The organism is Streptomyces echinoruber (genome assembly GCF_014651135.1).
Taxonomy (GTDB): Bacteria; Actinomycetota; Actinomycetes; order Streptomycetales; family Streptomycetaceae; genus Streptomyces; species Streptomyces echinoruber.
Map to the genome: position 1 here is coordinate 41602 of NZ_BMWH01000014.1, position 25607 is coordinate 67208.

The window sequence follows — 25607 nt, forward strand, 5'->3', positions numbered from 1 at the left end:
CTGTCGGACTTCACACTTCCCCCCTAGTCTCCTCACAGTGACGCGACGGTCGCAACGAGTCGTCGCGTCAGGGGGTTTCACGGGGATCTGGGGGGATCTGTTTGATGACGTCCGTCTTCATCGCCGCCGTCTCGCTCGCGCTGTTCTGGATGGCGGCGTTCACCCTGTGGTGGCAGATGCACGCGTGGCGCACGCCCGAGGTGCTCGCCTCCACCCGCTTCGGCAGACCCGACGGCACGGCACACCTGTCGTTCTCGCTGCTGCTGCCGGCGCGCCACGAGCAGGCCGTGCTGGACCACACCGTCCAGCGGCTGCTGGAGTCCACGCACACCGACTTCGAGATCATCGTCATCGTGGGGCACGACGACCCGGAGACCGCCGAGGTCGCCCGCCGGGCCGCCGAGCGTGATCCGCGCGTCCGCGTCGTCGTCGACACCCACGAGAAGAAGAACAAGCCGAAGGCCATGAACACGGCGCTGCCGCACTGCCGCGGCGACGTCGTCGGGGTCTTCGACGCCGAGGACCAGGTCCACCCCGAGCTCCTCGCCCACGTCGACCACGCCTTTCGCACCACTGGCGCGGACGTCGTGCAGGGCGGCGTGCAGCTCATCAACTTCCACTCCAGCTGGTACAGCCTGCGCAACTGCCTGGAGTACTTCTTCTGGTTCCGCTCCCGGCTGCACCTGCACGCCCAGAAGGGGTTCATCCCGCTGGGCGGCAACACCGTCTTCGTACGGACCGGCGTCCTCCGGGAGGCCGGCGGCTGGGACAACGACTGCCTGGCCGAGGACTGCGACCTGGGCGTGCGCCTGTCCAGCGTCGGCAAGAAGGTCGTCGTCGCCTACGACCCCCGCATGGTGACCCGGGAGGAGACCCCGGGCACCCTGATGTCGCTGCTGAAGCAGCGCACCCGCTGGAACCAGGGCTTTTTGCAGGTCTACCGCAAGAGGGACTGGAAGCAGCTACCCACGTTCGGCCAGCGGATGCTGGCCCGCTACACCCTGATGACGCCGTTCCTGCAGGCCTTCTCCGGGGTGGTCATCCCCGTCAACGCGGCGATCGCGCTCTTCCTCGACGTTCCCGTCTCGATCGCCTTCCTCACCTTCCTGCCGCTGGTCACGGCCGCCGTCACGTTCGTCTTCGAGGTGGTCGGACTGCACGACTTCGGGCGGCAGTACGGGCTGCGCATCCGCTTCGTCCACTACGTGAAGCTCATCCTCGGCGGCCCCTTCTACCAGGTCCTGCTCGCCGGAGCCGCCCTGCGCGCCGTCTGGCGCGAGCAGCGCGGCCGCACCGACTGGGAGCTGACCCGGCACGTCGGCGCGCACCTGACCGAGTCCGAAGCGATCCGAGAGGACGTCCCCGCGTGACCTCCACTCTTCCCGCGGCGACCGGCACCAGGGTCCCCGCGCGGCGCACCCCTGCGCCCGCCGCCCGCCCGGACGGCCGTACGGCACCGGCGCGGCTGCGTTCCTCCCGGCCCGACCTGCTGCTGTGCGGCGTGCTGCTCGCCGCGATCCTGCTCGTGCAGGGCTGGAACATCGCCGCCTACCCCACCCTCAGCGACGACGAGGGCACCTACCTCGCCCAGGCCTGGGCCGTGCAGCAGGGCAGGGGCCTGGCCCACTACACGTACTGGTACGACCACCCGCCGCTCGGCTGGATCCAGATCGCCCTGCTGACCTGGATCCCCTCGGCGCTCAGCCCCGGCGCGATGACCGTCGGCGCGATGCGCGCGGCGATGCTGCCGGTCGCCGCCGTCAGCGCCGTCCTCGTCTACGTCCTGGCCCGCCGGCTGGCGCTGCCGCGCTGGGCGGCCGGGCTCGCCATGGCGCTCTTCGGCCTCTCGCCGCTCTCCGTGGTGCTGCAGCGGGAGATCTTCCTGGACAACCTCGCGGTGCTGTGGACGCTGCTCGCCTTCACCCTCGCCGCCTCCCCGAGCCGCCACCTCTGGCACCACTTCGGCGCCGGTCTCGCGGCGGCGACCGCGGTGCTCACCAAGGAGACGATGCTCGTCGTCCTGCCCGCGCTGTTCGTCACCATGTGGCGGCACAGCCACCGCGACACCCGCAAGTTCGCCCTCACCGGAGCGGTCACCGCCTGCGCCCTGGCCGGCTTCTCCTACCCCCTCTTCGCCCTGCTGAAGGGCGAGTTGCTGCCGGGCAGCGGGCATGTGTCGCTGTGGGACGGCATCGTCTACCAGATGACCCGGCCCGGCTCCGGCTTCCTCCTCGATCCCGGCTCCGGCTCCCACGGGGTGCTGCGGTCGTGGCTGTACTACGACCGCGTGCTGCCCCTGGCCGGGCTCGCCGGCGCGGCGCTGCTGCTGGTCACCTGGCGCTGGTCGGTCACCGCCCGCGCCCTGGCCGGGCCGGCGCTGGCGGTGGCGATCCTCACCGTGCTGGCCCTGCGCCCCAACGGCTACCTGCCCGCGATGTACGTCATCCAGGCGCTGCCGTTCCTCGCCCTGGTCCTCGCCGGCGCCGCCGCGAGCGTCGTCCACACGGTGCTGCACCGCCGGCGCCGCGCGACCGAGAAGCGGTACCTCACCCACGGCCGGTACGCGCTCGCCGCCGTCCTCGCCCTGGCCGCCGGCGCGTTCGTCGTGCCGCGCTGGTACGACGGCGACCGCACCGCCGTCACCGCCGACGCCAACGCCCCCTACCGGGCCGCCTCCGCGTGGCTGGCCACACGGGTCGACGACCCGCGCGGCACCCGCGTGCTGGTCGACGACGCGCTGTGGCTGGACCTGGTGCACGCCGGGTACCGGCCCGGGCCCGGCGCGATCTGGTTCTACAAGGCCGACCTGGACCCGGCCGTCGCCCGGACCCTGCCGCGCGGCTGGCAGGACGTGGACTACGTCGTCGCCTCGCCGACCGTGCGCCGCGACGCGGCCGACCTGCCCACCGTGCGGGCCGCCATCGACCACTCCGCCCCCGTCGCCGTGTTCGGCACCGGAGCCGACCGCATCGAGATCCGCCGCATCCACCCCGCCCCGAAAGGCGCACGATGAGCTTCGAGTCCACCGTCCCCGGGGAGTTGGGGGACCCGTCCGTCCGCGCCGCGGAGGTGCCGGAGCCGGGCGCCGTCACCCTCGTCGTCCCGACCTTCAACGAGTCGGGCAACGTGCGGGAGCTGCTGCGCCGGATCACCGACTCGGTGCCCGCCCGGCTGCCCTGCGAGGTGGTCTTCGTCGACGACTCCACCGACGACACCCCGCAGGTGATCGCCGAGGCCGCGCAGGACTGCCCGTTCCCGGTGAGCGTGCTGCACCGCGCGGAGCCGGCCGGCGGGCTCGGCGGGGCCGTGGTGGAGGGCCTGCGGGCCGCGACCTCCGACTGGGTCGTCGTCATGGACGGCGACCTGCAGCATCCGCCGTCCCTGGTGCCGGAGTTGGTGGCCACCGGGGAGCGGACCGGCGCCGAACTCGTCGTCGCCTCCCGCTACATCGCGGGCGGCAGCCGTGCCGGGCTGGCCGGCGGCTACCGGGTCGCCGTCTCCCGGGGTGCGACCTGGCTGGCCAAGTCGCTCTTCCCGCGCGCCCTGCGCGGCATCAGCGATCCGATGAGCGGTTTCTTCGCCGTCCGCCGCGGCGCGGTGGCCGCCGAGGTGCTCCAGCCGCTCGGCTACAAGATCCTCCTCGAACTCGCGGTGCGCTGCCGCCCGCGCCGCGTCGCCGAGGTCCCGTTCGTCTTCCAGGACCGCTTCGCGGGCGAGTCGAAGTCGACCGCGCGGGAGGGGCTGCGCTTCCTGCGCCACCTGGCCGGCCTGCGCACCGCCTCCCCGCTCGCCCGCATGACCGGCTTCGGCCTGATCGGCGCCAGCGGTTTCCTGCCCAACCTGCTCGGCCTGTACGTCCTGACCGGCCTCGGCCTGCACTACGTGCCCGCCGAGATCCTCGCCAACCAGCTCGGCGTGGCCTGGAACTTCCTCCTCGTCGAACAGCTCCTCTTCCGCGACCGGCGCCGGCACCGGCGCTGGTGGGACCGGGCCGGCCGGTTCGCGCTGCTGGCCAACGCCGACCTGGTGCTGCGCATCCCGCTGATCGCGCTGTTCGTCGGCCGGCTGGGGATGGGCGCCCTGTCCGCCACCGCGCTGGCGCTGGTGGTGACGTTCGTCCTGCGCTTCGCCGGCACCGAGGCGCTGGTCTACCTGCCGCGCAGGAACCGCGGCAACCGCAGCAACCGCAAGAACCGCAGGGACCGTACGGCCCGCACCGCAAGGAGAGCCGCGTGAGAAAGCACCGCAGAAGAACCGCGTTGCTGGGGGTGGGCGCACTGACCGCCGGCCTCCTGCTGACCTCCCCGCAGCCCGCCTCGGCCGCCAACCTCGTGAAGAACCCCGGCTTCGAGACCGACGGCGGCGACGGGATGCCGTACTGCTGGGAGAAGTCCGGCTGGGGCGACAACGACTACACCTTCACCACCACCTCGGACGCCCACGGCGGCAGCAGGGCCATGAAGGTGGAGCTGACCCGCCGCGTCGACGGCGACCGCAAGGCCCTGATCACCGAGTCCGCCCAGTGCGCGCCCGTGGTGACGGCGGGCCGGCAGTACGACCTGTCCCTGTGGTACAAGTCGACCACGCCCGACACCTCCGTCACCCTCTTCCGGCACGACACCACGGCGGGCTGGCAGTACTGGACCGACCTCAAGACGCTGGAGATGCGGGGCGGCTGGACGCAGGCGTCGGTGCGCACCCCCGAGGTCCCGGCCGGCACCGACCGCATCACCTGGGGCGTCTCCGTCTACGGCACCGGCTCGGTCACCACCGACGACTACACCATGGAGCAGGTCCCCGACACCCTGCCGCCCGCCCCGTGCACCGGCACCGGCAGCCAGTGCGCCGACGGAAGCTGGCAGGTGCTGCCCACGCAGAACCCGGTGCGCTCCATGCACTCCGTCGTCCTCAACAACGGCAAGGTGCTGCTGATCGCCGGCTCCGGCAACAGCGAGGAGCAGTTCGCGGCCGGCACGTTCACCAGCGCCGTCTACGACCCGGCCCACGGCACCTACAAGGTCATCCCCACGCCGAAGGACATGTTCTGCGCCGGGCACGTGCAACTGCAGGACGGCCGGGTGCTGGTGATGAGCGGCAACAAGGCGTACCCGGCGGCGGACGGCTCGCACGGCTACGAGGGCTTCAAGGACTCGTACGTCTTCGACCCGCGGACCGAGACCTACACCAGGACCAACGACCTGAACGACGGCCACTGGTACCCGTCGGCGACCGAACTCGGCAACGGCGACGTGATCTCCTTCGGCGGGCTGCGGGAGGACTCGACCGGCTCGGTGACCGCCGAGCGCTTCTCGCAGGCCGAGCAGCGGTGGCTGCCGCTGTGGCGGGTCAACCAGACCTGGTCGTACTGGGGCCTGTACCCGTCGATGATCCTGATGCAGGACGGGCGCCTCTTCTACTCCGGCAGCCACGTCTTCGGCAACAACATCCCCGGCACCGGCGCGGCGATCTACGACTACGACGCCAACACCGTCACCCAGGTGCCGGGCCTGCGGAACAAGGACGAACGGGACCAGTCGGCGAGCGTGCTGCTGCCGCCGGCGCAGGACCAGCGGGTCCTCACCCTCGGCGGCGGCAACATCGACTCCAACCCGGACGCGAACCGCCTCACCGACATCATCGACCTCAAGCAGCCCGACCCGTCCTACGTCGCCGGCCCGCCGCTGCCGCAGGGCACGGTCGACCTCGGCAACGGCCCCCAGCCGGAGACCGGCGGCCAGGGCAAGATGTACGTCTCCGCCGTGCTGCTGCCCGACGGCAAGGTCCTGGAGACCGGCGGCGCGCTGCACAACCGCGCCGACCCGGTCCGCGAGTCGTCGCTGTTCGACCCGCAGACCGAGACCTTCGACCCGGTGGCCGCCGACCCGGAGGCGCGCGGCTACCACTCCTCGTCGTTCCTGCTGCCCGACGGCCGCGTGATGTCCACCGGCGACAACCCGGGCAACGGCACCTGGAACCACCACGTGTCCATCTACACCCCGCCCTACCTGTACAAGGGCACCCGCCCGACGATCACCTCGGTGATCGACACCGAGTGGACGTACGGCGACACCCAGCGCATCACCGTCGACCGGCCCATCGCCAAGGCCGAGCTGATCCGCCCGGCCGCCGTCACGCACTCCTCCGACCCCAACCAGCGGTTCGTGGACCTGCCGCTGTCGGTGGACGGCAACAACGTCGACCTGAACGTCACGAGCAACCCCGACCTGGCCCCGCCCGGCTGGTACATGCTCTTCGCGGTCGACGCCAACGGGGTGCCGTCGGTGGCGAAGTGGGTGCACCTCCAGGGCCCGTCCGCGCTGAGCGCCGCCACCCCCTCCGCCCACGTGCACTCCTTCGCCGACTCCCCGCGGGGCGCCACCAGCGGCCCCGGCCGGAAGCGCGCCTCGCAGAAGGTCGGCACCACGGTCTCCGGCTGCGACCGGCACTACGGCTCGGCCAACGTGTGCGTGCCCACGGCCTTCCCGCCCGGGGTGCGGCGGACGACCGCGGCCCGCTGCGCCTGGCTGCACGGCAACGACTACGGCCGCCTGAAGGTCAACGGCCGCGACGATCCGCTGGGCCTGGACCGCGACCGGGACGGCATCGCCTGCGGCCGGGGTGATGTGACGAAGCGTTAGGAGCTGTTGGCGGGCGAGGCGTCAGGGCCCGTCGCCGGGCGAGGAGTTGGAGCTTGTCGCCGGGCCCTGGCCGTGCTGTCAGCCGCGCCGTGCCTGCTCCGCGAGGGCGCGCTCCACGATGGCTTCGAGCTGCTCGTGGTGCGCGCCCTTCCAGTAGGCGCGGCCGCACGCGCGGCACCGGGCGAACACCTCGTAGGTGCGCCGGGTGCCGGTGTGGAGCTGGTCGGCGACCTCCTCCTTGGTGGCCTCGCGCAGCAGGCCGTTGCAGGCGGTGCAGCGGGTCCAGGGACGCAGGTCGGGGGCGAACCGGTCGAGGACGTCGCGCAGTTGCTCCTCGGGGCGGGTGCTGTAGACGAAGGCGCCCGCCCACAGTTCGCGGCGGCGCAGCAGCCCCCGGTCGCGGCTGAGCATCACCCGCCGCTCGGCCGCCGAGCGGGCGGCGAGGGCCGCGTCGCCGATGTCCGTCGACTCGTACGCCGCGTCCACGCCGAGCAGCCGCAGCCGGCGGGCCAGCGTGCCCAGGTGGACGTCGAGGAGGAAGCGCAGGGGAGCGCCCGGCACCCGCTGCGGGCGGGGCACCGTACGGACGCGCACCCGCTCCCCGGCGGCCGGGACGTGCGAGGCGGGCACCTCGCGGCCGTCCACCTCCAGCGCGCCGACCTCGGTCAGCGGCACGCCGAGGGACTCCACGACGTGGCCGAGGGTGGACACGCCGTCGGTGGCGACCGGGGTGGCGCCCCCGCGGCGGGCCTGCGGGACGAACAGGTGCAGCTCGGGGGCGAACTCGACGCGGATCTCGGGACCGTTCACCCGGTCAGGATGGCACGGGGGAGGGGGCGGATCTCAGTGTTTTCCGGCGGGCAGGCCGTGCTCGATCACGTCGAGGGCGCGGTCGATGAGCTCCTGCAGGTCTTCCTCGTAGCCGTGCTCGGCCCAGTACAGGTAGACCTCCATCAGTCCGCCGACCAGGGACATGGCGAAGACGCGCACCTCCAGGCCGTCCGGGTCCAGACCGGTGCGCTCGCCGATGGCCTGGCGCAGCAGGCGCCCGGTGACCGACATGCTCTCGATCATCCGGGAGCGCACCGCGGGCACCTCCGCGCTCAGCCGGGCCCGCAGCCGGGTCACCTCGGGATCCTCCTCCGCCCCGATGCCCGCGGCCTTGCGCACCACGTGCCGCACGGACTCCGTCCACGGCTCGTCCGCGGGCCGCCTGCGCAGCTCCTCCAGCAGGAGCGGGTCGTACTCGTCGGTGAGGACGATGTCCTCCTTGGTCGGGAAGTAGCGGAAGACCGTGGAGGGCGACACCTCGGCACGCTCGGCGATCTGCTCGATCGTCGTGGCCTCGTACCCCTGCTCCCGGATCAGCGCGTAGGTCGCGCTGCGGATCGCCTGCCGGGTCTTGATCTTCTTGCGTTCCCGAAGGCCCGGCCGGGGGCGGTCGGCGGCGGAGGTGCGTGCGGAGGTCATGACGGTCATTGTCGGGCATCCGTCGGCGGGGCGGCCATGTCCGAGGTGCCGGGGTCTGGGGTGCCGGGGTCCGGGGCGTCGGGTTCCGGGGCGCCGGGGGCTGGGACGTCGGGTTCCGGGGCGTCGGGCGCGGCGGTGCGGGCGGGCGGGGCCTGCGGCAGGAACACGGCGGCCGGCAGCGCCGCGAGCAGGGCGGCGACGCCGCACACCAGCAGCACCAGGCCCATGCCGTGGACGTAGGCGGCGTCCGCGGAGGCCGCCAGGCGGGCCGACCCGGCCTGCCCGGCGACCAGATGGGCGGCGACCACGGAGTCCCCGGCCGTCTCCGCCGCCCGCGCGGGCAGCCCGCTCACGTCGAGCCGGTCGCGGAAGGCGCCGGCGAGCAGGCTGCCCAGCAGCGCGATGCCGAGGGCGCCACCGACCTGGCGCAGCGTCATCAGCAACCCGGAACCTCCCCCACTGCCTCAAGGGCGTGGGGGGACCCCCAGCCGGCCCGGTCGCGCGACAGGGTGCCGAGGGCACCGTCCATCGCGGGCACGACCGAGAAGCCGAAGCCGAGCCCGGCGACCGACAGCCACAGCGCGGTGAAGCCGTAGCCGGACTCCACCGTCGTACGGCTGCCGAGCAGCGCGGCGAAGGCGAGGACGACCAGGCCCGCGCCGACCGTCGCCCGGGCGCCGAACCGGGCGACGACGGGCTGCGCGCCCCGCGCGGCGACCAGCAGACCGCCCATCATCGGCAGCAGCCGCAGACCGGTGCCGAGGGCGTCGTGGCCGAGAACCGCCTGCAGGTAGGGCGGCAGCACGAACAGCAGGCCGGACAGGACGAACATCACCAGGGTCGCCGCGACCGTGTTCCACAGGAAGCCGCGCCGGGCGAGCAGCGCCAGGTCGAGCAGGGGGCGCACGGCCCGCCGCTCGCGCAGCACGAGCGCGGTCAGCAGCACCGCGGCGGCGGCCAGGAAGCCGAGCACCAGGGCGTCGCCCCAGCCGCGGTCGGGCGCTTCGATGATCGCGTAGACAAGGGCGGCGAGGCCGGCCGCGGTGAGCGCGGTGGAGACGGCGTCGACCCTGGGGGAGGCGGGGTCGCGAGTTTCGGGCAGCAGGAAGGCGCAGGCCGCGAGGCCGACGGCGGCCATCGGGACGTTGATCAGGAAGACCGAGCCCCACCAGAAGTGGTCGAGCAGGAAGCCGCCGATGATCGGGCCCAGCGGCAGGCCGAGCGCCGAGGCGGAGGAGATGACACCGACGGCCTTGGCGCGCTCGTCCGGGCCGAACAGGGAGGGCAGGACGGACAGGGCGAGCGGCGTGACCAGGGCCGCGCCGACGCCCATCACCGCGCGGGCCGCGACGACCCACGCCACGTCCCCGGCCAGCGCGCCGACGAGCGAGCCGGCGAGGAAGACGCCGAGCCCGGCCATCAGCATCCGCCGCCGCCCGAACCGGTCGCCGAGCAGCCCCGCCGGGAGCATCAGCGCGGCGAAGACGACGACATACGCGTCCGCCATCCTCCCCCAGGGCTAAACGCCTGGGGGGACCCCCAGCTGCTCGCCGGTGGAGGCACCGAGCTGGGCGGCCATGGTCGGCAGCGCCACGTTGAGGATCGTCGTGTCGAAACCGAGCACCAGCATGCTCGCGACCAGGGCCCCGAGGGCCCACCAGCGGCGGGGGTCGCGCCGCGTGTCGTCGGACTGAGTGACAGTAACCATGAAATGAGAGTAACTCTCAAAATCTATGAGATGTCAATCGCGAGTAACTGTTGGCGGGGCTCGCTCCGGTACAGCTCCGGTACAGGCGTGCGCGGGCGTATGGGTGTGTGGGCACGCGCGGGCCGTGCGCGAGCCATGCGCGGCCATGCAAAAAGGGCCACGGCCGCAGAAACGGCCATGGCCCGGAGGATGTGAGCGGGGCGGTTACGCGTACCCGTACGCCACCAGGGAGATCCCCACGTAGTGGGCGACGAAGCCCGCCAGGGTGAAGGAGTGGAAGACCTCGTGGAAGCCGAACCAGCGCGGTGACGGGTTGGGGCGCTTGATGCCGTAGACGACGCCGCCCGCGCTGTACAGCACGCCGCCCAGCACCACCAGCGCCAGGACGGCGACGCCGCCGGCGTGCAGGAAGTCGGGCAGGTAGAAGACGGCCGCCCAGCCCATGGCGATGTAGCAGGGGGTGTAGAGCCAGCGCGGGGCGCCGACCCAGAAGACGCGGAAGGCGATGCCGGCCGCCGCGGCGCCCCAGATGCCCCACAGCAGCCAGCGGCCCTTGGCGCCGGGCAGGAGCAGCAGGGTGAACGGGGTGTAGGTGCCGGCGATGATCAGGAAGATGTTCGCGTGGTCTAGGCGGCGCAGGACGCCGTCCATGCGCGGGCTCCAGTTGCCCCGGTGGTACAGGGCGCTGACGCCGAACAGCAGGCACGCCGTCAGGGCGTAGATCCCGCAGGCGAGGCGGCCCTCGGTCGAGTCGGCCAGGGCGGTCAGCACCAGGCCGGCGACCAGGGCCGCCGGGAACATGCCGAGGTGCAGCCAGCCCCGGAGCTTGGGCTTGACCGGGTGCGGCAGGGAGAGCGCGCGGGGACCGTGGTCGGCGACCGGCGTGTCCAGGTGCGCGTCGGAGGCGGACGCAGTCATGCGGGAAATGGTACCTACGCGACCGTAAGTTACGCGTCAGAGTCACCTGTTGATCTTCGGTTGATCGGCGGTAACGCAAAAAGACCTTCAGTTGAACCTCATGTGGACGCAAAGAACCCCGAAACCGTGGCGATCCTCACTCTGCTCACCTGTGAGGCCCACTGGACATATGCGCATCATCGTCGGATGATCAAATGAGTGCGGTCGGCACCGGATGAGCGCCAACAGCTCGATGCTGCGAAGCATCCGGGTCGCAGCCCCCACGGGGCGACAAGACAAAAATCCCTCATTTAGGAGCAATCGTGGCGCGCGACATCGCGGCTCCCCCCGTCCCGACCAACCACCAGGAACTGATCTCGTGGGTCAACGAGATCGCGGAACTCACGCAGCCGGACAACGTGGTCTGGTGTGACGGATCCGAGGCCGAGTACGAGCGACTGTGCGAGGAGCTCGTGGCGAAGGGCACCTTCCGGAAACTCGACCCGATCAAGCGCCCCAACTCCTACTACGCGGCCTCCGACCCCTCCGACGTCGCCCGCGTCGAGGACCGGACCTTCATCTGCTCCGAGAAGGAGGAGGACGCGGGCCCGACCAACCACTGGATGGACCCCGCGAAGATGCGGGAGATCTTCCAGGGCAAGGACGGCCAGGGCGGCATCTTCCGCGGTTCGATGCGGGGCCGGACGATGTACGTCGTCCCGTTCTGCATGGGCCCGCTCGGCTCGCCGCTCTCCGCCATCGGCGTCGAGATCACCGACTCCGCCTACGTCGCCGTCTCCATGCGCACCATGACCCGCATGGGGCAGGCGGTCCTGGACGAGCTCGGCGACGACGGCTTCTTCGTCAAGGCCGTCCACTCCCTCGGCGCCCCGCTGGAGCCCGGCCAGCAGGACGTGCCCTGGCCCTGCAACAAGACCAAGTACATCTCCCACTTCCCGGAGACCCGCGAGATCTGGTCCTACGGCTCCGGCTACGGCGGCAACGCCCTGCTCGGCAAGAAGTGCTACGCCCTGCGCATAGCCTCCGTCATGGCCCGCGACGAGGGCTGGCTCGCCGAGCACATGCTGGTCCTGAAGCTGACCCCGCCGCAGGGCGAGCCCAAGTACGTCGCCGCCGCCTTCCCCAGCGCGTGCGGCAAGACCAACCTCGCCATGCTGGAGCCCACGATCTCCGGCTGGACGGTGGAGACCATCGGCGACGACATCGCCTGGATGCGCTTCGGCGAGGACGGCCGCCTGTACGCCATCAACCCCGAGGCCGGCTTCTTCGGCGTCGCGCCCGGCACCGGCGAGCACACCAACGCCAACGCGATGAAGACGCTGTGGGGCAACGCGGTCTTCACCAACGTCGCCCTCACCGACGACGGCGACGTGTGGTGGGAGGGCATGACCGAGGAGCCGCCCGCCCACCTCACCGACTGGAAGGGCCGGGACTGGACGCCGGACTCCGACGAGCCCGCCGCCCACCCCAACGCCCGCTTCACCGTCCCCGCCTCCCAGTGCCCGATCATCGCGCCGGAGTGGGAGGACCCCAAGGGCGTGCCGATCTCCGCGATCCTCTTCGGCGGCCGGCGCGCCACCGCCGTACCGCTGGTGACGGAGTCCTTCGACTGGAACCACGGCGTCTTCCTCGGCGCCAACGTGGCCTCCGAGAAGACGGCCGCCGCCGAGGGCAAGGTCGGCGAGCTGCGCCGCGACCCCTTCGCCATGCTGCCGTTCTGCGGCTACAACATGGGCGACTACATGGCCCACTGGCTCGAGGTGGCCAAGGACAAGGACCAGTCCAAGCTGCCGAAGATCTACTACGTCAACTGGTTCCGCAAGAACGACGAGGGCAAGTTCGTCTGGCCCGGCTTCGGTGAGAACTCCCGCGTCCTGAAGTGGATCGTGGAGCGCCTGGAGGGCCGGGCGGAGGGCGTCGAGACCCCCATCGGCATCCTGCCGACCAAGGAGGCCCTCGACACCGACGGCCTCGACCTGTCCGACGAGGAGCTGGACTTCCTCCTCACCGTCGACAAGGAGGTCTGGCGCGAGGAGGCCGCGCTCATCCCCGAGCACCTCAACACCTTCGGCGACCACACGCCCAAGGAACTGTGGGACGAGTACCACGCGCTCGTCAAGCGCCTGGGCTGACGCCCACCCCAGCCCCGCGGCCGGCCCGACCAGCCCTGACCTGCGACGTCGTCCCGGCCGGCCGCGGTGACACGCGCCAGGGGCCGGCCCCGCACAACGGCGTGCGGGGCCGGCCCCTGACGGCTGTCCCCGACGGCCGCCGCCGGGCCCCGCCGGGCCCCGTCGGGCCCCGTCGGGCTCCGTCGGCCCCGTCGGGGAGACGCCGTCCTCACGGATCCGCCGCCGTTCCCGCGGACCCGCCATCGTTCCCGCAGGCACACGGCCGTCCCCGCGGGCGCGCCGTGTGGCCCCTCCGCCCCCGGGTACCCGACAGGCCCGCTCGGCGAAGAGGTGAGGACCATGGCAGACGGCGACTTCTACAGCCGTGACCGCCCCGACCAGACGGATCTCCCCGAGGACCGGCCGCGCGGCGCCGGCCCCGAGTCGGGCAGCCGCCGCGGCTTCCACGCGCTCTGGACGGTCGTCCTCGCGCTGATCGTGCTGTTCGTGGTCATGGCGCTGCTGTTCGGCATCTGACGGCTCCCGCCTCCCCGGCGGGAGCCCCGGCCCGACCGCCGGGCGGCACCCGACCGCCGGGCGGCACCCGACCGCCGGGCGGTGCCTGCCCCGGGCCGCGGTCCTCGGGCACCGTCACCTCTCCGGGTCACCTCTCCGGGCGAAGCGCTTTGCGTACGGCGAGGTGGAGCAGTCGTCGCAGCACGGCGGTGCCGTCGGAGGGGGCACCCGCCGAGACGTCGGAGTGGTAGTGGGCCTCGAACACGACGTTTCGGCAGAGCAGAAAGGCGTCGGCGAAGACGCCGGACTCCCGGTCGTCGCTCCCCGACGAGACGGACTCGTGGTCCCAGTCGCAGGGGGTGGCCGCGGGATCGGCCGGGGCCGCGCCGTACGGGCGCGTCATCTCGACGAAAACGCGCCCCGCGAGCTCGGCGCCGCTCTTGTCGGGGGTCGGCGTCTCCGTATCGGTGGCCAGTGCCAGTGTCGAGGTGTTGGCCTCGGTGTGCCAGCGGCACCACCCGCCATCACGCCTGGACCAGGGCTCACCCACCCCTGGCCCACGGTCACGCACCGGAGCCCCGTGCAGGGCCGCGGTGACCGTGTGCCGGTCGAGGAGCGAGCAGGCCGGCGCAGGGGCGGCATAGGGGCCGGCCGGCCGGTTGATTTGGCTGATGGACTGCGTGAGGTAGGCGCTGCCGAGGAACAGCACGATTCCCGTCAGGACGAGGGCGGGCCACCGTCCCAGCAGCCGGACGGCGTGCGGCCGCAGGGGGACACGGGCCCTGTCGGCCCGCGTCGGCGGTGCCTCGGCGAGCAGGTGTTCCTGCAACCGTGCGTGGCGGAACTGGAACACCCCGCCGCTCTGGCGCAGTACACCGCGCGCATGGGCGTCCTCCAGGAAGGCCATCGTCCGCCAGGGCAGCCGGCCGGTGGCCGCCAGGACGACGCGCGCCGCGGCGTGGCGTCCCCAGGCCGTGTTGGTGATCCCGTGCAGGACGGTGATGACGAGGGTGCCCGAGACCACGGTGGCCCACGTCGCCGGACCCGCCACCCCCGCCCCCGCGTGGTCGCTCCAGGTGTTGACGAACACGAGAGGCAGCAGCACCACCGCTTCCAGGCACCAGCGGCGCGGCCCGGTGACCGAGTAGTTGACCGCCAGGGTCAGGGCCGACACCCGGTCGGCCCGCAGCAGCGAGCGGGGGGTGACCGACGCCACGTCGGTCGCCATGCTCGGTGCGGCGCGGACGACGAAGAGCACACCCAACACGACGGCCGCGGGAATCGGGAAGCCGGAGGACGGGTGGGGATTGCCGTTGGTGGGGATGTTCGTCCCCCAGGCGAACCCGACCCCGGCGGCGCTTCCCAGGGCGCGCCACAGAATCGTGGGTGCGCGCCGGCGCAGTTGCAGACGCACGGGCACCGGCACGGTGGCGTACACGTCGACGACGGCGATGAGCAGGGGAAGCACGCCGATCAGTGCCAGCGCGCCCCACGGCGGCAGCGTCATGCCCCACCAGCGGATCGTGCCGTGCGGCGGCAGGGCGGCGGTGAGGGCCACGGCGGCGCCGTAGACCAGGGTGACGGCCACCGCCGTGGCGGCCTTCGCCTGCCCGGGATACCAGCGCCACCAGGCGAGTTCGCCGCCGGGCGCACCGTGCCGGGCGGCATCCCGGGCCAGCCGGCCGAGATGGCGTTCGGCGTCCTGTGCGCGCCATCGCGGCGCTTTCCCCACGTCGGGCGGGGTCGTGTAGACCGCCGGGATGAGCCGTGCGATCAGGTGCTTCTCGATCCGCGCTCTGGTCGGGAACGCGGCGGTGTCCAGGAGTTCGGCCGGGTCGGCGGACGTCTCGCCGTAGACGGCCAGGGCCAGCCCGAGCATCAGCGGCGACGACAGTGCGGCGCGCAGCCGCCCGGCATGCGGATCGTCGCCGTCGCGCATGCGGGCGAGGACGGGCTCCCACAGCGGGGTGCCGTCCGCCCGGGTCCGCCGGGTGCTGGTCCTCAGATGTTCGCTCAACTCCCGTACGGTCAGCGGCTGGAGCGTCACGGCCGCCGCGCCGCTGAGTACGTCCGCCTGCCGCACCGCGTCCCGGTACTGCGCGGTGCGGCTGGTGAGGACCAGGTGGGTGTGCTCGTCCAGACTGTCGTTGAGCATCCGCAGGGCCACGGCACGCCGTTCGGCGGGCATTTCGTCGAGGCCGTCGAGGATCAGCAGGAGCCGCTCGGGTGTGGCCACCTCCTCGGCCAGTACGGTGCCGAAGCCGGTCGGTGCCGCCAGTTCGGGGTGCTCGGTGGCGAGCCGCTGCGCGGCCCAGCGCCACAGGCCCGTCTCACCCGGGTTCCAGGAGGCGAGGGGGAGGATCACAGGGACCCGGCCGTCCGGCCCTCGCTGCTCCAGCAACCGCAGCCCGAGCCGGAGCGCCGCCACGCTCTTGCCCGCGCCCGGTTCACCCAGGATCACCAGCCGCCCGGAGGGCACCAGGCCGTAGAGCCGGTCGATCTCCGCGACGTCGCCGTCGAGGGGCAGGGGCTGGTCGCTCCGTTCGCCGGTGCGGATGGTGGACCAGTGGTCGAACAGGTCGCGCCCGGCGGTCCGGCACAGCACGGGCAGCAGGCGCGGTCCCTGGACGCGGCGCGCGATCACCTCGTCGCGCCACTGCCTGGTCTGCTCCCGGGCCAGTCCGGCGAGCACGCCGTTCACCGTGGCGCGCAGCATGTTCTCGTGGCGGCCGCGGGACATCTGACGGCACTGCCAGGTCACCCATCCCACGGAGTACGCGGTCATCAGCAGCGCGAGCCCGGCGACGACCAGCCAGGGCGCCTTCCGTCCGGTCGTGGCGGTGAGCCCCGTACTCAGCAGGAAGCCGCCGAGAGCCACCAGGACCGCCACGGCCGCACAGCGCCGGACGACCGCCCAGCCGGACAAGGGCGTCAGCTGGAAGGGGATCCCGTAGAGGTACACGCGGCCGATGGAACCGGCCTGGACGACCGTCTGGGCGTCACCGTGGAAGGTGTTGTGCACGTCGTGGGACCTGCTCCTCCCGGCTCGCCCCACGTCTCACGCACCTCCGCCGTCTCCTGCTCGAGCACGATAGTCCGCGTCCCCGACGTGCTCCAAGTAGGCTGGTAGGGCCCGGAGTTCGGGGCTGAGCAGTGGGAAGCGGAGGGTGGCGGAGTGGAGGGTGGCGGAGTGGAGGGCGGCGGAGTGGAGGCCGAACTGACCGCGCTGGCCGCGTCCGGGGCGACGACCCTGGTGCAGCTGATGGCGGGCGACGCGTGGGCCACGGTCAGGGACCGGGTACGGGCGCTGTTCGGGCGTGACCGGTCCGGCCAGGCGCAGACGGCGGACATGGAGCTGGAAGAGGCCCGCGCCGCGGTCGCCGCCGCCGCGAACAGCGACGACCGGGCGGCCCTCGCCGGGATCGAGTCCCGATGGCAGGCGCGGCTGCTGCTCCTGCTCCGCGAGGACCCCGCGGCGCAGGCCGAGCTGCGTGCTCTGCTGGCGGCGGCAGGACACTCCTCGGAGCGGGGCACCACCGTGCACAACACCGTCAGCGGAGGCGACATCCGCGGTCCCGTGATCCAGGCCGGCACCATCGAGGGCGACCTCCACTTCGGCTGACGCGGCCCCGGCCTCGTCGCCCCGGCCCACCGGCTCCGGCAGCCGCTTCACGCACGCTTCACCCCGCCACTCGAGGGTGCGGGCACCCAACGCCTTCTCCGCCCGTGCCCGGGCCGCGTTCACGATGCGCTCGATCCGGCCCGGCGGCTCGATCCGGTCCACCCGGCTCGGCCCTCGGGGCAACGGCGACTCGCGGCACCCGGGGACTCACGGCGCCCAGCGACTCGCGGCACCCGGAGGAAGCGGCTCCGCCCCGATGCCCCGACGCCGTGCGAGCCGGCGCGGTGCCGTGGGCACCCGGCCCGCGCGTCGCTGCGGCACGCGGGCCGGGGCCGTCTGGGGAACCCCGCACGAGGGGTTCGGCGGGGGATTCAGCGGGCGGCGCTGAGGTGCTCGCGCCCGGCCAGCGCGGCGGTGTGCGCGTCCATGCGCTCGGCCGCGAGGATCGCCGCCGCCGTGTCCGCGCGGGAGGCGGCGACGACAAGGGCGCGTCCGGCGAGGGTGTGCGCCCGCTGGTGCAGGGCGGCCGGGTCCCGCACACGGTCGCCGGCGGCCCGGGAGGCGCGGACCGGCGCGTGCCCGCCCCGCAGCCGGGCCACCTGCCCGGCGATCCGCTCGGCGGCGGTGTCGAGGTCGGCGGACGGCGCCAGCGCGCGCAGTTCGTCGGTCACGGCGAGCAGGGCGGCGAGGTGGCCCGCGAGCTGGATGTCCAGCTCCTCCTCGCGGGAGCGGTGGGGCAGCCCGGAGGCGTTGCCGGCCATCGTGCTGTGCACCGACTTGCTGCGGATCGGTTCGTACATGGCGGGCCTCCCGTGCTCTGACAGGAAGCCATCCTACATTGGATCACGTCTAAAGTTGAGCCGCTTCGCGGAAACCGGGTCCCCCGTCCTCCGCTCTCCCGCTCTCCGCTCTCCCGCTCTCCGCTCTCCGCTCTCCCGCTCTCCCGCTCTCCGCTCTTGCGCTCTCCGCTCTTCTGCCCCAGCCGACCGCCTACGGCTGGCTGTAGCCGTCGAGGAAGGAGCCGATGCGGCCGATCGCGTCGCGCAGGTCGGTGACCGCGGGCAGGGTCACCACCCGGAAGTGGTCCGGCTCGGGCCAGTTGAAGCCGGTGCCCTGCACGACCATGATCTTCTCGCGGCGCAGCAGGTCCAGGACCATCTGCCGGTCGTCCTTGATCTTGAAGACCTTGGGGTCGAGGCGCGGGAAGAGGTACAGCGCCCCCTTCGGCTTCACGCACGTCACGCCCGGGATCTGCGTCAGCAGCTCGTAGGCCACGTCCCGCTGCTCGCGCAGCCGCCCGCCGGGCAGCACCAGGTCGTTGATCGACTGGCGCCCGCTCAGTGCGGCGACCACCCCGTGCTGGCCGGGCATGTTGGCGCACAGCCGCATGTTCGCCAGGATCGTCAGGCCCTCGATGTAGGAGTCGGCGTGGCTGCGCGGGCCGGAGATCGACATCCAGCCCACCCGGTAGCCGGCCACCCGGTACGCCTTGGACATGCCGTTGAAGGTGAGGGTGAGCAGGTCGGGCGCGACGGCGGCGGTCGGGATGTGCACGGCGTCGTCGTAGAGGATCTTGTCGTAGATCTCGTCCGAGCAGACCAGCAGGTTGTGCCGGCGGGCGATGTCGGTCAGGCCCTCCAGGACCGTGCGGTCGTAGACCGCGCCCGTGGGGTTGTTGGGGTTGATGACGACCAGCGCCTTGGTGCGGTCGGTGACCTTGCGCTCGACGTCGGCGAGGTCGGGCATCCAGTCGGACTGCTCGTCGCAGCGGTAGTGCACGGCCGTGCCGCCCGACAGGGAGACGGCGGCCGTCCACAGGGGGTAGTCGGGGGCCGGTACGAGGACCTCGTCGCCGTCGTCGAGCAGGCCCTGCATGGCCATCACGATCAGCTCGGAGACGCCGTTGCCGATGAAGACGTGCTCGACGTCCGTCTCGATGCCGAGGGTCTGGTTGTGCATGACGACCGCGCGGCGGGCGGCCAGCAGGCCCTTGGCGTCGCCGTAGCCGTGCGCGGTGGCGACGTTGCGGAGGATGTCCTCCAGGATCTCGGGCGGGCACTCGAAGCCGAAGGCGGCCGGGTTGCCGGTGTTGAGCTTGAGGATGCGGTGCCCGGCCGCTTCCAGCCGCATCGCCTCCTCGAGCACCGGACCCCGGATCTCGTAACAGACGTTGGCGAGCTTGGTCGACTGGATCACCTGCATGCTGGGAGCTTACGGGGGCGTAATGTGCCGTGGACCGTGTTTTCCACCACGTGGGCCAGGTGATTTGGGTGTTTTTTGCAGACAGTTGTCACACCGGCCCCTCACGTCCCTAAAATTCGCGTCCATGTCAAGCGTCCCGGAGCCGCCGAAGGTCTTCCTGCCGCAGTCCGAGCCGGCCCCGTCCTACGAGGAGTACGCCGACCCCGCGGCCGCCCACGGCTGGCAGACCGCGTACGACGACACGCGCCCGCTGCCCGCGCTGTCCGACCCGGGCGGCGAGGCGGGTCCCGCGGACCACGCGGATCATGCGAGCCCTGCGCATCACGCCGATCCCGCGGGCCCGGTGGATCCCGCGGGCCCGGTGGATCCCGCGGGCGCGGTGGCGTACGCGGGCCCGGCGGAGTACGCGGGCGTGGCGGGTCACGAGGTCGCCGAGGACGGTGCCGCCTTCGAGGGCGGCCGCGCCGCCCGGCGCCGGCGGGCCCGGCGGGACCACCGCACCGCCCGGCGCGTCGCCGTGACCGCCGGCGCGCTCGGCGCCGTCTCGCTCGCCGCCGTGGTCGCCGGCCTGTCGTTCTCGGGGTCCTCGGACGGGCCGCGCGGCGCGGGCGACCGCACGACACCGGTGACCGGCGACTCCAATCCCACCCTGCTCACCGATCCGACCGCCACCGCCACCGGCACCGGCGCCGCCACGCCCGCGAACGGCACCGGCCGGGCCGCCTCGCCCACCCGGGGCGCCGGCGGCGCGGCCTCGGCGTCCACCACCCCGGGCGAAGACGCGACCGGCGATGCGGGGGCGCAGACCTCGACCGGCCGGGCCACCCCCACGACGGCCACCTCGACGCCGGAGCCCACCGCGAGCACCTCCAGCCCCGCCACCCCGACCAGCCGGCCGGGACACGGCCGGGGCGGCGGGAAGCGGCCCAGGTGAGACCCGGCCGCGGCGGCGACCGGAGTCGCGGCCGCGGCCACGCTCTTTGAGCCGTACCGGAGCCGCGTGCGCCGTGGGGAGGCCGCCTGGACGGCGGTGGTGCCCGGCAGGCTCCGGTACGGCGGGTAGTGGCGGCTACTGGCGCGGCTGGGATCGTGTCTGCTGCAGCGCTGATCGCCGGGGCCGTCCGCGCAAGGGCCGCTATCCGTCTCCACCGGTGCCGTAGGCGCGCTGTGCCGGACAGCGGTGCGCTGCTGGGAGTCCGATCGCGGTGGTCTGTGCCACCGCGGCACAGCAGCCGCATCGTGCCGATCGACCGGGCCGGGAGCGTGGGGCGGAGTCGCAGCAAGCGCCGTCAGCACGCTGACAGAGCGTGGAGGTAGCCCTGGGAGTCGGTGACGTACACGGCGCCGTCGGCATATGCCGGGGATCCCTGGGTGTCCTGACTCAGCAGGAGCTCGTGGGAGCGCAGCTTCCGGCCGTCGGTGAATCGCCAGGCTGTCAGCCGGGCGGCCCGGTCCGCCGTGTAGAGCGTGTTGTCCACCGGGGCCGGGCGGGTGAGGAGCCGACCCTCGGTTTTCCGGCCCCACCGCTTGTCACCGGTGTTTGCGTCAAGGGCGAGGAGCCGGTTGTCCATGTCTCCGGCGAAGACCAGGCCGTTCGCCGCGGCCGGGGCGGCCGCGAGGCCGGCGGGGAACTCGTACGACCACAGCGTCTTCCCGGTCACCAGATCGAGGGTGGTGATCCGCCCGGGTATGCCTTCGACCTGCTCGACGAAGTGAACGTTCTGGTCGGTGACGATCCATTGCCCCGACAATGGCTGTCCCGCCTCGTAGGACCAGTTCGGCGAACCGGTGGCCAAGTCGACTGCGATGACGTGGTCCGCGCCGTTCCTGGCCATGAGGACGACGATCTTCCCGGCCGCTTCGGGGGGCCTGGTCACGGTCAGTCCACGCAGAGGGAGCCGAGGACGATGATCGTCCCCGGTCGCCAGGTCGACGGTATACAGGTGGCCGTCAAGGCTGGGTGCGTACAGCACGCCGCCGGAGATCGCCAGCACTCCGTCGCTCACCATCAGCTGCCGGCAGCGGCGTGGTCGGCCCGTCCGCAGATCGACGGCCTGGAGCCGATTATCCCTGCCAGGGAAATAGGCCATACCGTCGTGGAAGGCGGGGCGGCCGGGGTGCTTCAGCTGGATCAGGCGCAGGCGGCGCCGGATCCCAACGTCGATCACGTGCAGATCGTATTTCTGATGCACTATCAGCAGGCTGTCCAAGAACACCGGCTGATGGGCGGGGCCGGAGGCGACGGGAACCCGCCACGGCAGGTCGGGGCGGCGAGACGGTGCGGTTGGGCGCGGGACTCGCCGGGGACGCCGTTTCTTCGGTTTCGCCTTCACTCTGGCCAGCGCGATGTCGTTGTGCAGTTCGTAGCCCATGAGGGGGTTCTGCTCGACGCCTTCGGCATGGAGGCGTTGGCAGACGTATTCATACAGCTCCCGTACGGTGATGATTCCGTCACCGTTGAGATCGGCGGCCCCGGTGCGCAGGCCGTCGACGAGCGGGCCTGTGAAACGGGAGGGCATGGGTGCCGCCGGGTCGGGGTGCTCGCCTTCGTAAGCGCGCTGTGTCCTGGTGCCGGCAGTGATGACCACACGGCCGTGCCCGACCAGCGCTTTCTCGAACTCCGCCGGGCTGTCAACGCCCTTGGCGCCGGGAAGAAACCGCCCGCTGTAACAGCAATCGAGTACGACGACGATGCTGCGGGCGCGGCAGGCCTCCATCTGGTCATGGATGAACGACGCCGACAGTGAGGAGTGAGCCGGCCAGTCCGGATCAGTGGTGCGGACTGCGAAATGGAGCTTGTCATTGCGCCAGTTCACGATTCCATGGCAGGAGAGGTACAGCAGCCGGACGTCGTCACGTTGAGCTTGGCCGAAGAACTCCTCGATTGCCCGCATCAGCAGGGAGAGATCGGCGTCGACCAGTTGCTGCACATCAAAGGCACCTATCTCCTTGTCGTGCAGCACTTCGGCCAGGCGCGCGCAGTCCACCGCGGGGGAGAGGAGAGGGGCGAGGTCCGGGTGGTCATAATTCCCCGTGCCGATAAGCAAGGCTCCTCGATGGCCCTTTGCGAACGCCGGCGCGGTCATGCGGTGCCCGAGGCTCGCGGCGGCTCGGAAGCAATGGTTTGCCGCTCGTCCGGGTCTCCGCCGGCTTCTTCGTCCTGTCCCAGGAACAGATCAATCAGCCGCTCCCGTTCGGCGGCCGAGGCGTGGCCCAACTCGATGCTACGGCCGTTGAGTTCCACACGGATGCTGCGCAGGGGCCGGTTCCTCAGCCAGGTGTCGGCAAGACGCAGCGTCTGACGGAGGACGAAGGTGGCAGCCGTGACGGCAATCGTCCCGGTGTCGATCAGCTCACCGCTCTTCGAGCTCGGGTGAAACTCGCCGGTCCGACGTGTCGGCCGTACGTCCAGCACGTCCAGTTCGCTGAGCAATCGGCGCAACTGGGCACTCAGTTGCAGGAGTTCCTCGTCGTCGGTGTCAGGAAGACCCACCAGTTCGAGGTGTGCCGTTCTGCTCATGTCCTGCGCCTTCTCCCCTCCGTGCGCGGACCACTCTACTGGCGTACTCCGTGTCGCGTCGCGCTTCCGACTGGAAACGGGCCCTTGCTCCCGCCGTTCTTTGCATTGACAATGCCATGACAAAAAGGAGGGCGGTCGGGGAATCCCCGGTCGCCTCGTCGCAAGAGAGGACCCCACATGAAGAAGCCTCTCCTCGCCACGCTCGCGGTCCTGGCCGTCACCGGGGCGGGCGCGGCACCCGCGGTCGCGGCACCGGCGCCGGCGGTGCGGGCCGTGGACTTCGCCGGCACCGTGGCGCTCAGCAACTGCTCCGGCTCCGTGATCCGCTTCCCTGCCTCGCAGGACGACGACCCGGCACTGGTGCTGACCAACGGCCACTGTCTGGAGACCGGGTTCCCGGAGCCCGGCGAGGTCATCGTCGACCAGCCCTCCAGCCGCAGCTTCGGCCTGCTGAACTCGGCCGGGACCCGGGTGGCGACGCTGCGCGCGAGCAAGGTGGCGTACTCGACCATGACGGACACGGACGTCACGATCTACCAGCTCACCCGCACCTACGCGCAGATCAAGAGCTCCTACGGGATCGGCCCGCTCACGCTCTCCGACACCCACCCGGTCGCGGGCACCGCCATCAAGGTGGTCTCCGGCTACTGGAAGCGGATCTACTCCTGCGCCATCGACGGGTTCGTCTACCGCCTCAAGGAGGGCGGCTGGACCTGGAAGGACTCCGTCCGCTACACCTCCGCCTGCGACACCATCGGCGGCACCTCCGGCTCGCCCGTGGTCGACACCGCCACCGGCAAGGTGGTCGCCGTCAACAACACCGGCAACGAGGACGGCGAGCGCTGCACCGAGAACAACCCCTGCGAGGTCGACGCCAACGGCGATGTGACGGTCCGTCAGGGCATCAACTACGCCGAGGAGACCTACCAGATCCCCGCCTGCTTCGGCCTCGACAACAAGCTCGACCTGAGCCGCAGCGGCTGCACCCTGCCCAAGCCGTGACCACGCGGGCGGGCGGCCACCGGGACCGGGACGGAGGACGCGACCGCCACCGGGATGGAGGACGCAGCCGCTCCTGGAACCGCCACCGGGACGGACGGCGGAACCGCTACCGGAACCGCCACCGGGACGGACGGCGGAACCGCTACCGGAACCGTCACCGCGACGGTCACCGCGACGAACGGCGGAACCGTCACCGGGAGACCGGAACCCGGCGTACCGCCCGCCCCGCCGGCACGTCCGTGCGCCGCCCGTCCTCGATCACGAACCGCCCGTCGATCAGCACGTACGGGATGCCCACGGGCGGCGTGCGCGGCCGGTCCCAGGTCGCGCCGGCCGCCACCGTCGCCGGGTCGAACAGGACCAGGTCGGCCCGGTAACCCTCGCGCACCAGGCCCCGGTCCGGCAGCCGGAGCCGGGCCGCCGGGCGCCCGGTCAGGTGCGCCACGCACTCCTCCAGCGACAGCACGCCCCACTCCCGTACGTAGTGGCCGAGGTAGTGCGGGAAGGTGCCGTAGGCGCGCGGGTGCGGCCGGGCGCCCTGCAGGATGCCGTCGGAGCCGCCGGTGTGGGCGCGGTGGCGCATGAGCGTGCGGACGTTCTCCTCGTGCCCGACGTGCAGCAGGACCGTCGTGCCCAGGCCGTCGTCCAGCAGCAGGCGGCGCGCCGTCGCCCACGGCTCCTCGCCGTCGCGCTGGGCCGAGGCGCGGATCGTGCGGCCGACGTACCCGGCGAGCGCGGGATCGGTGACCCCGGACACCTCCACCGTGTCCCAGTCCACGGGCACCCCGTGGCAGCCGTCGGAACCGGTGACCTCCAGGGCGTGGCGGATCCGTTCGGCGGTCTCCGCGTCGGCGAGCCGGGCCGACAGCGCCTCCGGGCCGCCGGCGTGCGCCCAGCCCGGCAGCAGCGCGGCCAGCGTGGTGCAGCCGGCGGTGTAGGGGTAGGTGTCGAAGGTGACGTCCACTCCCGAGGCGAGCGCGTCGTCGAGGAGGGCCAGCAGCTCCGGGGCGCGGCCCTCGTTCCCGGGGAAGTTGAGGGTGGCGTGCGCCAGGTGCAGCGGGCAGTCCGCGCGCCGGGCGATCTCCACCATCTCCGCGTAGGCGGTGAGCGCGCCGGCGCCGTAGGAGCGGTGGTGCGGGCAGTAGTAGCCGCCGTAGGACGCCACCACTCGGCACAGTTCGACGAGTTCGGCGGTGTCGGCGTACCCGCCCGGCGGGTAGGTCAGCCCGGAGGACAGGCCGACCGCCCCCTGCTCCATGCCCTCGGCCACCAGGCGCCGCATCCGGTCCAGCTCCTCGGGCGTGGCCGGGCGGTCCTCCCAGCCGACGGCCAGCGCGCGCACGGTGCCCTGCGGGATCAGGTACGCGGCGTTGACCGCGATGCCCCGGTCGAGCCGGTCCAGGTACTCGCCCACCGACCGCCAGTCGAAGTCGACGTCGTCGCCGGGCCCGTTCCAGCCGGTGATCGCCTGGCGCACCTGTGCCAGTGTGCGGTCGTCGACGGGGGCGTACGACAGCCCGTCCTGGCCGATGACCTCCAGGGTGACGCCCTGAGCGGCCTTCGCTCCGTGGTCGGGGTCGCGCAGCAGGGCGAGGTCGCTGTGGGCGTGCATGTCGATGAAGCCGGGGGAGAGGACCAGGCCCTCGGCGTCCAGTTCCCGCATCCCGCGCGGGCGTTGGCAGCCGGCCGCCGCGGCCTCCTGGACGATCGCGACGATGCGGCCGCCCTTGACGGCCACGTCGGCGCGGTAGGAGGGGGCGCCGGTGCCGTCCACGACGTCCGCGTCCTGGATCACGAGATCGGCGAGGTCGGGGAGGTCGGGCAGGCCGGGCAGGCCGGGGCGGCCGGGGAGATCGGGGCGGCCGGGGAGATCGGGGAGGTCCATGCGGCGGCTCCTGGG

General features: G+C 72.3%; 18 protein-coding genes and 1 pseudogene. 9 read left to right on the top strand and 10 right to left on the bottom strand.

From position 1 onward, the window contains the following. Positions 1 to 101: 101 nt before the first annotated feature. The 4 genes from IE225_RS17420 to IE225_RS17435 are packed head-to-tail and all read left to right on the top strand — an operon-like array spanning position 102 to position 6638. Positions 102 to 1370: a glycosyltransferase gene (locus tag IE225_RS17420; RefSeq protein ID WP_190058456.1), complete on the top strand. Its 1269-nt coding sequence runs from the start codon at positions 102 to 104 to the stop codon at positions 1368 to 1370. After that, entirely contained in the window at positions 1367 to 3013 is a 1647-nt protein-coding gene (locus tag IE225_RS17425) for an ArnT family glycosyltransferase (RefSeq protein ID WP_190058457.1), read from the top strand. Before IE225_RS17420 ends, IE225_RS17425 begins: the two co-directional genes overlap by 4 nt. Then, positions 3010 to 4236, top strand: a complete 1227-nt coding sequence (locus IE225_RS17430; protein WP_190058458.1) for a glycosyltransferase — start codon at positions 3010 to 3012, stop codon at positions 4234 to 4236. Before IE225_RS17425 ends, IE225_RS17430 begins: the two co-directional genes overlap by 4 nt. Then, entirely contained in the window at positions 4233 to 6638 is a 2406-nt protein-coding gene (locus tag IE225_RS17435; RefSeq protein WP_190058459.1) for a galactose oxidase family protein, read from the top strand. The genes IE225_RS17430 and IE225_RS17435 overlap by 4 nt, the downstream gene beginning before the upstream one ends. Before the next feature lie 78 nt (positions 6639 to 6716). Here the strand turns inward: IE225_RS17435 and IE225_RS17440 are convergent, their stop codons facing one another. The 4 genes and pseudogenes from IE225_RS17440 to trhA form a co-directional block, all read right to left on the bottom strand. Further along, the gene (locus IE225_RS17440) at positions 6717 to 7448 is read right to left on the bottom strand and encodes a Mut7-C RNAse domain-containing protein (RefSeq protein WP_190058460.1); all 732 of its coding nucleotides are present in this window, start codon (positions 7446 to 7448) and stop codon (positions 6717 to 6719) included. 33 nt (positions 7449 to 7481) lie between these two features. Further along, the gene (locus IE225_RS17445; RefSeq protein ID WP_190058461.1) at positions 7482 to 8108 is read right to left on the bottom strand and encodes a TetR/AcrR family transcriptional regulator; all 627 of its coding nucleotides are present in this window, start codon (positions 8106 to 8108) and stop codon (positions 7482 to 7484) included. A gap of 5 nt (positions 8109 to 8113) precedes the next feature. Further along, positions 8114 to 9816: pseudogene (locus IE225_RS17450) on the bottom strand (MFS transporter). A gap of 204 nt (positions 9817 to 10020) precedes the next feature. Next, positions 10021 to 10734 (bottom strand): PAQR family membrane homeostasis protein TrhA, encoded by a 714-nt coding sequence (trhA, locus tag IE225_RS17455; protein WP_190058462.1) that lies wholly within the window; start codon positions 10732 to 10734, stop codon positions 10021 to 10023. A 302-nt stretch (positions 10735 to 11036) separates the two neighbouring features. On the opposite strand from trhA, the gene IE225_RS17460 reads away from it, so the two are divergent. After that, on the top strand, positions 11037 to 12866 hold the full coding sequence (locus IE225_RS17460) for a phosphoenolpyruvate carboxykinase (GTP) (RefSeq protein WP_190058463.1): 1830 nt from the start codon (positions 11037 to 11039) through the stop codon (positions 12864 to 12866). A 339-nt stretch (positions 12867 to 13205) separates the two neighbouring features. Further along, positions 13206 to 13382 carry a hypothetical protein gene (locus tag IE225_RS17465; RefSeq protein WP_190058464.1) on the top strand — a complete coding sequence of 59 codons (177 nt, stop codon included), beginning with the start codon at positions 13206 to 13208 and terminating at the stop codon, positions 13380 to 13382. A gap of 127 nt (positions 13383 to 13509) precedes the next feature. On the opposite strand, the gene IE225_RS17470 is transcribed toward IE225_RS17465, so the two are convergent. After that, positions 13510 to 16383, bottom strand: a complete 2874-nt coding sequence (locus IE225_RS17470) for an NACHT domain-containing protein (protein WP_190058465.1) — start codon at positions 16381 to 16383, stop codon at positions 13510 to 13512. 153 nt (positions 16384 to 16536) lie between these two features. Here IE225_RS17470 and IE225_RS17475 point away from each other — a divergent pair, with 153 nt between their 5' ends. After that, positions 16537 to 16983, top strand: coding sequence for a hypothetical protein (locus IE225_RS17475; protein WP_229879642.1), 447 nt, complete (start codon positions 16537 to 16539; stop codon positions 16981 to 16983). A 371-nt stretch (positions 16984 to 17354) separates the two neighbouring features. Here the strand turns inward: IE225_RS17475 and IE225_RS17480 are convergent, their stop codons facing one another. Together IE225_RS17480 and IE225_RS17485 are read right to left on the bottom strand one after the other, a co-directional pair. After that, on the bottom strand, positions 17355 to 17783 hold the full coding sequence (locus IE225_RS17480) for an SCO4983 family protein (RefSeq protein ID WP_190058466.1): 429 nt from the start codon (positions 17781 to 17783) through the stop codon (positions 17355 to 17357). Between the two features lie 190 nt (positions 17784 to 17973). After that, positions 17974 to 19185 carry a pyridoxal phosphate-dependent aminotransferase gene (locus tag IE225_RS17485; protein ID WP_190058467.1) on the bottom strand — a complete coding sequence of 404 codons (1212 nt, stop codon included), beginning with the start codon at positions 19183 to 19185 and terminating at the stop codon, positions 17974 to 17976. Positions 19186 to 19309: 124 nt separating this feature from the next. Between IE225_RS17485 and IE225_RS17490 the strand changes: the two genes are divergently transcribed. Beyond that, on the top strand, positions 19310 to 20119 hold the full coding sequence (locus tag IE225_RS17490) for a hypothetical protein (RefSeq protein WP_190058468.1): 810 nt from the start codon (positions 19310 to 19312) through the stop codon (positions 20117 to 20119). 355 nt (positions 20120 to 20474) lie between these two features. Here the strand turns inward: IE225_RS17490 and IE225_RS17495 are convergent, their stop codons facing one another. Both IE225_RS17495 and IE225_RS17500 read right to left on the bottom strand, forming a co-directional pair. Beyond that, positions 20475 to 22271 carry a caspase, EACC1-associated type gene (locus IE225_RS17495; RefSeq protein WP_190058469.1) on the bottom strand — a complete coding sequence of 599 codons (1797 nt, stop codon included), beginning with the start codon at positions 22269 to 22271 and terminating at the stop codon, positions 20475 to 20477. Beyond that, positions 22268 to 22705 (bottom strand): hypothetical protein, encoded by a 438-nt coding sequence (locus IE225_RS17500; protein WP_229879643.1) that lies wholly within the window; start codon positions 22703 to 22705, stop codon positions 22268 to 22270. The genes IE225_RS17495 and IE225_RS17500 overlap by 4 nt, the downstream gene beginning before the upstream one ends. 177 nt (positions 22706 to 22882) lie before the next feature. On the opposite strand from IE225_RS17500, the gene IE225_RS17505 reads away from it, so the two are divergent. Then, positions 22883 to 23707 (top strand): S1 family peptidase, encoded by an 825-nt coding sequence (locus tag IE225_RS17505; RefSeq protein ID WP_190058470.1) that lies wholly within the window; start codon positions 22883 to 22885, stop codon positions 23705 to 23707. Positions 23708 to 23897: 190 nt separating this feature from the next. Here IE225_RS17505 and IE225_RS17510 read toward each other — a convergent pair whose 3' ends face one another. Continuing rightward, positions 23898 to 25592 carry an N-acyl-D-amino-acid deacylase family protein gene (locus IE225_RS17510; RefSeq protein ID WP_190058471.1) on the bottom strand — a complete coding sequence of 565 codons (1695 nt, stop codon included), beginning with the start codon at positions 25590 to 25592 and terminating at the stop codon, positions 23898 to 23900. Positions 25593 to 25607 lie beyond the last annotated feature (15 nt).